Annotated in this window: 5 protein-coding genes; all 5 read left to right on the top strand. The window is 38.1% G+C overall.

Features of this window, described 5'->3' with window-relative positions:
* Positions 1–134: 134 nt before the first annotated feature.
* Complete coding sequence (locus R3333_RS11285) at positions 135–1,376, top strand: efflux RND transporter periplasmic adaptor subunit (RefSeq protein ID WP_318958884.1); 1,242 nt, start codon at positions 135–137, stop codon at positions 1,374–1,376.
* A gap of 1 nt (position 1,377) precedes the next feature.
* Positions 1,378–2,067 (top strand): ABC transporter ATP-binding protein, encoded by a 690-nt coding sequence (locus R3333_RS11280; RefSeq protein ID WP_318958883.1) that lies wholly within the window; start codon positions 1,378–1,380, stop codon positions 2,065–2,067.
* Between the two features lie 5 nt (positions 2,068–2,072).
* Positions 2,073–4,487, top strand: a complete 2,415-nt coding sequence (locus tag R3333_RS11275) for an ABC transporter permease (RefSeq protein ID WP_318958882.1) — start codon at positions 2,073–2,075, stop codon at positions 4,485–4,487.
* A gap of 268 nt (positions 4,488–4,755) precedes the next feature.
* The gene (locus R3333_RS11270; RefSeq protein WP_318958881.1) at positions 4,756–6,141 is read left to right on the top strand and encodes a sigma-54 dependent transcriptional regulator; all 1,386 of its coding nucleotides are present in this window, start codon (positions 4,756–4,758) and stop codon (positions 6,139–6,141) included.
* 1 nt (position 6,142) lies between these two features.
* On the top strand, positions 6,143–6,905 hold a 763-nt coding region (locus R3333_RS11265; protein ID WP_318958880.1), incomplete at its 3' end, for a hypothetical protein.

The following is a 6,905-nucleotide window of genomic DNA, read 5'->3' as shown; positions in this document are numbered from 1 at the left end:
CTGTACGTTTCCGAACAGGGATTGTTCGTTTTCGAACAGCTGTTATAGGAGGTTGAATCATGTAGGTGTTGTTTATCAAGCGGTTAGCTTTTTGGCACAATACTTAATTGTAGCAATTGAAATATTAATAATCTGTGGATATAAAATTAGAACAAAGTTTTTGGGAAAGGCATAGACTAAAATTCATTGTAATAGGTGGTGTTTTGGGAATCCTTGCTTTAATCACTTACTATTTACAAAATAATGTAGTTGAAATACCTAATAAGCAATTGAAGTTTGCTGAAGTTAACTATGGAGAGTTTCAGGAAATTGTAATTGCAAATGGGAGTGTTCAGCCGAAACGAACTATATTGATAGATGCAAATGAAGGTGGTTCAGTACTCCAGAAAATGAAAGAGGACGGCGACACGGTTAAAGCCGGTGAAGTTTTACTTTCATTACAAAATGAAGCGCTGGTTTTAGAATATATGCAACGTGAGACGCAAGTAGTTGAGCAACTCAATAACTTAAGAAATACACAAATTACACTGCATCAAAATTTGCGTAGATTGGAAGATGATTATGCATTGACCAAGAAAGAGAAGGCAAATATTTGCAGAAGTTTTAAGGGAGATTCAGCTGTTTTTGCGCAACGAGGTTTGGCCCAATTGGAATATGAAAAACAAAAGGACGAGAAGGAGTACACGCTAAATCGTCTGAATGTTTTAAAAGGCAGGTTGGAAGAAGATCAACATTATCTGCAAGTGCAAAACGATAGGATAGAAGCTTCTATAGTTTTAATGGAAAGAAACCTTGAAATGATACGCTCGAAAATTGAAGAGATGCAAGTGTTGGTGCCTTTGAGTGGTAGACTAACATCGTTTGATGTTGAAATTGGACAAGTACTTTCTGCCAATGAGATAGTAGCGCGTGTGGATGTTCCTGGAGCTTATAAGATTGTTGCTTTGGTAGATCAGCATTACTTAAATAGGGTTGTGGTCGGACAAAAAGCGAGTTTTAAGGTACAAGGAAATTCTTACGACTTATACATTACAAAAGTGAAGCAAAATGTTGTGAATGGTCAGTTTGAAATAGAGTTGTTATTTGAAGATGAACAACCAGAGAGTTTGAGTCGTGGTCAAAGTTTTCAAGTGGCAATTGCAATAAGTGGTAAAGAGGAAACTCTGAAAATACCACGTGGGGCTTATTTTTCATCATCAGGAGGAAAGTTTGTTTACGTTGTGAAAGGAGATAAGGCGTACCAAAGAAGAATTGTTTTAGGAAAACAAAACCCTAGATACTATCAGGTAATAGAAGGATTAGAAGAGGGAGAACAAATCATTACGAGTTCTTACGACGGATATTTAAAAGAAAAAGAGATAATTATATTGAAGTAGCATGTTGAGATTAGAAAACATTATTAAAAAATACAGAACCTCTGCGGTGGAAACATTGGCTGTAAATGGTTTGAGTTTAGAGATACAGCAAGGTGAATTTGTGGCCATTATGGGAGCTTCTGGTTGTGGTAAATCTACTTTGTTAAACATTATAGGGATGTTAGATAATGCCGATAGCGGGCGTTACATGCTAAACGATAAAGATGTTTCGGCAATGCGACCGAAAGAAAGGACGGAGCTGCGCAAAAACACCATTGGCTTTGTATTTCAAAATTTCAATTTGATCGATGAGTTAACGGTGGGAGAGAATGTAGAGCTTCCACTTCAATATTTGAATATCCCCAAAAACGAACGAAAAGAAAAGGTGTTGAAAGTTTTGGAGAAGATGGGGATTGCTCATCGACAAAATCATTACCCTTCTCAATTGTCAGGTGGGCAGCAACAACGAGTAGCAGTTGCAAGAGCAGTAGTTACAGAACCAAAACTCGTACTAGCCGATGAGCCTACGGGAAATTTGGATAGTCATTTTGGGAATGAGGTGTTGGATATCCTCAAAGGATTGAATAATGCCGGAACAACGATAGTGATGGTTACTCACTCAGCCAATGATGCCAAGGCTGCCCAGAGAATTATTGAGTTACGCGATGGGAAAATGCTTTCTGAACGTGTAGAGGCGGTAAATCAATTGTAAAAGAAATGCTAGGAAATCAATTAAAAGTATTGTGGAGAAATCTCCTGGGGAATAAAGTCTACACTTTTTTAAATGTGATAGGTTTAGCTGTTGGTATTGCCGCCAGTACACTCATTGGACTTTATGTTATTGACGAAGTTTCTTACGATGCCTATCACGAGAAAAAAGACAGAATTTATCGTTTAACCACCAACTTAGACTTAAGTGGAGCCATGCAAGCGGCTGTAACCAACTTGGCTGTTGGACCTACTTTGAAAAGAGATTATCCCATCGTGGAGAACTACGTTCGTTTTTTTGGAGGGAATGGTGAAGTTGAATTAATGGTAGACAATACAGTTTACAAAACCAACAATATTCGCTTTACGGATAGTACATTGTTTGATGTATTTACTTACCAATTTATTCAAGGTGATTCTAAAGATGCTCTTACAGCGCCGAATACGGTAGTACTTACGGAGAGTTTAGCAAAGAAAGTATTCGGAACTACGGATGTGGTGAATAAACAGTTGAAAATGAATAACTCTATGTTACGTGTGACGGGAGTTATAGAGGATGTTAAACCTAATTCTGAAATTCAATTTAAAGCTGTTGTATCCATGAATACCTTGCCGCAACAAACGCGCGATGTATTTAACCAAGATTGGTTTAGGATAGGGGCTTTCACTTTTATTTTGATGAAAGAACACATAGATCCTTATGATTTTGAAGATGAACTTGATGAGGTCAACGAAAAGTATGTTTTGCCTTGGGGACAAGCCAACGGTTCGGAGGCTTCTCATGACTATATGTTGACTGAATTGAAAGATGTACATTTCGACAATAGGCATGAATACGATTTACCGAAGGGGAAAAAGAGCACCTTGTACATATTTATACTACTAGGTTTCTTCCTTTTACTCATTGCCTCATTTAATTTTATTAACCTGAGTTTGGCGCAACAACGCAAAAGGGCCAAAGAAGTAGGGGTGCGCAAAACACTAGGTGCGAGTAAGCAAAGTATAATGCGTCAATTTATTTTAGAAAGTTGTTTGCTCACTTTTGTAGCGATGTTGTTTGGACTCATGTTAACGGAAATATTTTTAGAGCAGTTCAATCAGGTTTCAGGGAAGAATATAGCGGCAATAGATGTTTTCACCCCACAGGTGTTATTGATAGAGATTGGAATATTTGCGTTCATTGCTATACTATCAGGAGCATATCCAGCTTTTATTCTTTCGAATTTAAAACCTACCACAGTATTGAAGGGAACACAACAAAAGGAGGGAAGTGTCGGAATGTTCAGAAAACTTTTGATTGGACTTCAATTCCTCTTTTCAATATTTATGATTACTGGTTCTCTACTCGTGGGGGATCAGTTGGAATACATTCGTGCTAAAAACTTAGGATTCGATAAAGAAAATTTGGTAACGGTGAATTTACCGAGTGACACTACTGCTCGTAAAAATGCGACGCCGTGGCTGGATTTGTTGAAGAATGATGATAGAATCAAAAGTCATTCTAGAAGTAATCTACCTACGGGAAGTAGTCCTGAAATCATGTTTAGAATTGAAGAGGAGGGTAAGTTGAAAGAACGTACAGTTAAATGTTTGTTTGTAGACGAATATTTTGCTGAAGTATTGGGCTTAAAAGTTACACAAGGAAGGTTTTTCTCACCTGAGTTCCCAACGGATGCTCAGCAAGGATTTATCGTTAATCAAACAGCTGTAGAACAGTTTGGTTGGGAAGATAATCCTTTAAATAAAAGAATACAATGGGGCTTGTTAGCTGATGGTCAGGCTGAAAATGATGGAAGGGTAGTAGGTGTGATAGAGGATTTTAACTTTCAGAGTTTGCACAATAAGTTAGAGCCTTTGATTCTTTTATACAATCCAATTCTTGAGGGAGGAACCACAGTTTCTATTCGATTAAAGGAAGGAGATTACACGACGACCTTAAATTATTTGGAGGAAGAGTGGGACAAGGCGGTAGAAACGCATGCATTTGACTTAAGTTTTTACGATCGAGACATAGCGGAGAATTACACTGACGAAACCAAACTTTTCACGATTTTCATGTTCTTTTCTGCGGTATCCATTGTTTTAGCAAGTTTCGGGTTGTTCTCTATTTTAAGTTATAGTATACAGGCAAGGTCTAAAGAAATAGGTATTCGTAAAGTTTTAGGAGCTAGTGATGTGCAGGTAATGTGGATCATAGCCAAAGACTTTGTTTGGTTGATGCTGGGTGCATTCCTAGTCGCAACACCTATTGTTTATTACCTCTGGAGCGGGTGGCTAGACGAATTTGCCTACCACACTCATTTACAGTTAGGAAGTTTGATTTTGAGCTTAGTGATTGCTCTTTTGCTTGTGGTTGTAACTGTAATTTATCATGGGGTGAAAGTATCTAAGACAAATCCCATAGAGAGTATACGAATTGAATAGTAAAATTGGGGAGCACATTAATAGTGATTGAATTGTTTTAGCAGCACAAAATCAAATTTTAATTACCTATAGTTTATACAAGCTTGTTGCTCCCCTTATTTTTCATTGGTGAAGCAAAGTGTTGACCTAATACGATAAATTATGAAACATATATTGAACTTATTATTACTGTTAATTGCTGGATTATTGACTACGCTTTAGCGGAAGTTAAAAGGAAGAAAAACGATAAAAAAAGTGTTCATTATCGAACAATCCTTATTTTTAAACTATGTCCCAAAAACACCCAGAAAAAATAGCGCTATTTGACGACGATGAAAATATTCTTATCGCCTTAAAGTTGCTCTTGCAAAAACATTACGCTAAGGTAAGCATGTTTAGTGTGCAAGAAGAATTGATTGCGGCCTTGGAAAGCGAGGAGTATGACGTTTTAATGATGGATATGAATTATTCCAAAGGCGAGATAAGTGGAGCGGAGGGATTGGCGTTTTTAAAAGTGTTAGTTGGTAAATTTCCTGCTTTGAGCATCGTGGTAATGACCGCGTTTAGTGAAATCAATTTGGCAGTTGAATCTATGAAAATTGGAGCGAAGGATTTTGTGAAGAAACCATGGGAGAATGCTCGATTGCTCAAAACCCTAGAGCAAGTTGTTCAATTAAAATCTACCACCCAGCAATTACAAAAGGTGAAAGCGGTGCAACGCATGGATTTTGTTGAAAACGCTGCCGAACTCGATTTTGGGATGATAGGAGATTCTCAAATCATGAGAGACTTGAAAGCTACCATTGCTCAAGTAGCAGAAACAGATGCGAATGTTTTAGTGCTTGGAGAGAACGGTACGGGGAAAGAGTTGGTGGCGAAGGCTTTGCATGCAGCAAGTTTGCGTAAAGAAGAAGCTTTTGTCAAAATTGATTTAGGAACGGTACATGAGCAGTTGTTTGAAGCGGAGCTTTTTGGGGCGAAAAAAGGAGCTTATACAGGTCTGAATATGGACAAGGAAGGGCGTATGATTTTGGCCGATAAAGGCACCTTGTTTTTGGATGAAATAGGTAATTTAAGTTTACCCTTACAAGCCAAAATGCTTTCTGTATTGCAGAATAGAGAAGTGATAGCGGTGGGGGATACCAAAGCGAAAAAGATAGATGTTCGCTTGATTGCTGCCACTAATATGCCCTTGGAAGAACTCTTGGATGGTGGAAAGTTTAGACAAGATTTATTGTACAGAATTAATACTGTAGAAATTGTTTTACCCCCGTTGAGAGAACGTAGAGAGGATGTAGATGATTTACTTCATTTCTTTAAGCAAAAGTTTGTTAGAAAATATAAAAAACAAGGGGTTGAGTTTAGTTCGCAAGCCATAGATGAGGCTAGATCGTACAGTTGGCCGGGGAATGTGAGAGAATTAGAACACGCTGTTGAACGCGCTGTAGTTTTGGCGAAAGACGGGGTGATTTATGCTAGCGACCTGGTAAATGCTGCCAAGAAAGATATGTATACAGGGCCAGGTGTATTGGCAAATTTAAACTTACAAGAAATGGAAATTGCCTTAATCAATGAGGCTTTGAAGGTACACAGGGGGAATATGACCAAAGCCGCCAAAGATTTGGGACTCACCAGAGCGGCTTTGTACAGACGCTTAGATAAATATGATTTGTAAGATGAGACTCAGGAAATTTTCTGTTGCAGTGGTGGTGAGGCTTTTGGTTCTTTTGGTACTAATGGCCTTTTTAAGTTTTGTTCTGTGGGAGAAAAACTGGGTCGCAACTCCTTTTGTTTTGGGAGGATTGATAATTTTTTCTACCATCGAATTGATTTATTTTATCTTTCGATTCCAACGTCATTTGGGGTATGCATTACACCAATATCGCTATGAAAAAGAGGTGCCTATGCAAACTGATTTTCCTGAAGTGTTTAAAGCACTCCAATTAATTATTCAAGAAAAAAACAGAGAAGACCAAAGTGCAAGCTTACAGCTTGAGCTTTTTAAAAAGGCTATACAGTTGGCACCATCAGCTATATTGCTGTGCGATAGCAAAGGAGATGTGGTGGTGCAAAGTGAAGGTGTAGAAAGGCTGTTGGGATGGAAATTGGGGAGGCAGTTGAAAGACTTAGATGATCATTGTCCAGGAGTGTTTGAGTTACTGGAGAACCTTAATGGTAATGGGCAATTGGTGTTAGAAGCTAAAGCTTTTAATTTTCAATTGGCAAAGGATGTTTTCGTGGATAAAAAATTACTCAACATTAGTGAGGTAGAATTTGTAATGTATGAGTTTACCTCGGATAAAGGTAGTTCTGATGAGTTTGAAGCTTGGGCGAATTTTGCCAAAGTGGTTGCGCATGAAATTAGAAATGGAATTTCTCCGGTGAAAAGTTTGGCTAATTCATTGCAGGATGAGGTGCGTTCAATTCCAAATGATGAGG

Source organism: Lishizhenia sp. (assembly GCF_033720595.1).
Classification (GTDB): Bacteria; Bacteroidota; Bacteroidia; order Flavobacteriales_D; family Crocinitomicaceae; genus Lishizhenia.
Note: the sequence above shows the minus strand (reverse complement) of the source record. Positions and strands in the feature narration are given on the sequence as shown.